Raw genomic sequence first — 1,021 nt, forward strand, 5'->3', positions numbered from 1 at the left:
TGAGCCATTCCGCGCAACGGTTTGATTACCTGTAGTGATCAGGTGGTGCGGGCGTGTTCGGTGTGGAGCAAGACGAGCGCGGCCGCCACGATCTTCCCGATGCGCCACGGGTCGAGGCTGACGTTGCGCAGCGCCTTGAAGGTGGTCTTGAGCAGGGAGTTTCCGCGTTCGCCGATGGCTCGCAGGCTGTTGTGGGCCGTGTTGAACTGCTGCTGGGTTGCGGTGAGGCGGCCGTTCTTCGGTTTCTTGAATGCCACGGTGATGGTGTCGGACTCGCCTTCGTAGCCCAGGTCGCCGAGAGGCCGCAGGTCGGCGGCGGCCTCTCGCAGAGCAGGAAGGATTTCGGCGTGGGTGCGTGCGGCGGTGGTGTCGTGTTCGCGGCCGGGCCGCACGTCGGAAGTCCAGATCGGCCAGCCGTCGCCGACGGTGATGACCTGGATGTTGCCGCCGTGGTTGTCGTGCTTGGCTGACCACCAGAGATCCACGCCCGGAGTCGGTCCGGGAGTACGGCACCGGTCGGTCTCGATCAAGGTGCCGTCGATGTTGACGTGGTGATAGCCGGCGGCCTTGGCGGCGAGGAGTGCGCCGTGCAGGCCGGGTGCTTTCGCGGCGAGCACGTCGATGGCCTCGTGCAGGTAGTCGTAACCGGTGGACGCGCTGACCCGATTGTCGGCGGCGAGTTGCTTGATGCGGGTGCCGTCGCAGAACCAGCGCAGAACGAGGATCGCCTGCTCGCGACAGGACAACGCTCGCGTCCCGGAGCGGGTACCCCGGCGCACGCGCTCGGCATCCAGCAGTGCGGCCAGATGGGTCACCGTCTCCTCGCGTACGGGCAGCACGGCGGTGTATGTGACACTCATGTCGACGCAGGACCTCTATGAAGTTGATCTGTGGAAGGACCACTTCGTATCGAGGTTCTGCGTCTTTTCTACGTACCCCACCCAGAACTGGCGCGTCCCGCACCTTCCGGGCATACCGGCCGGCTACTTTCTGCTACCTCCCGCTTGCGCGGAATGGCTCA

Annotated in this window: 1 protein-coding gene; it reads right to left on the reverse strand. The window is 65.3% G+C overall.

The window, feature by feature from the left end; genetic code table 11:
* Window positions 1-38 precede the first annotated feature (38 nt).
* On the reverse strand, window positions 39-860 hold the full coding sequence (locus tag AB0M35_RS29140; RefSeq protein ID WP_363749419.1) for a transposase family protein: 822 nt from the start codon (window positions 858-860) through the stop codon (window positions 39-41).
* Between the last annotated feature and the right edge of the window lie 161 nt (window positions 861-1,021).

Source organism: Micromonospora sp. NPDC051196, assembly GCF_040682415.1.
GTDB lineage: Bacteria > Actinomycetota > Actinomycetes > Mycobacteriales > Micromonosporaceae > Micromonospora.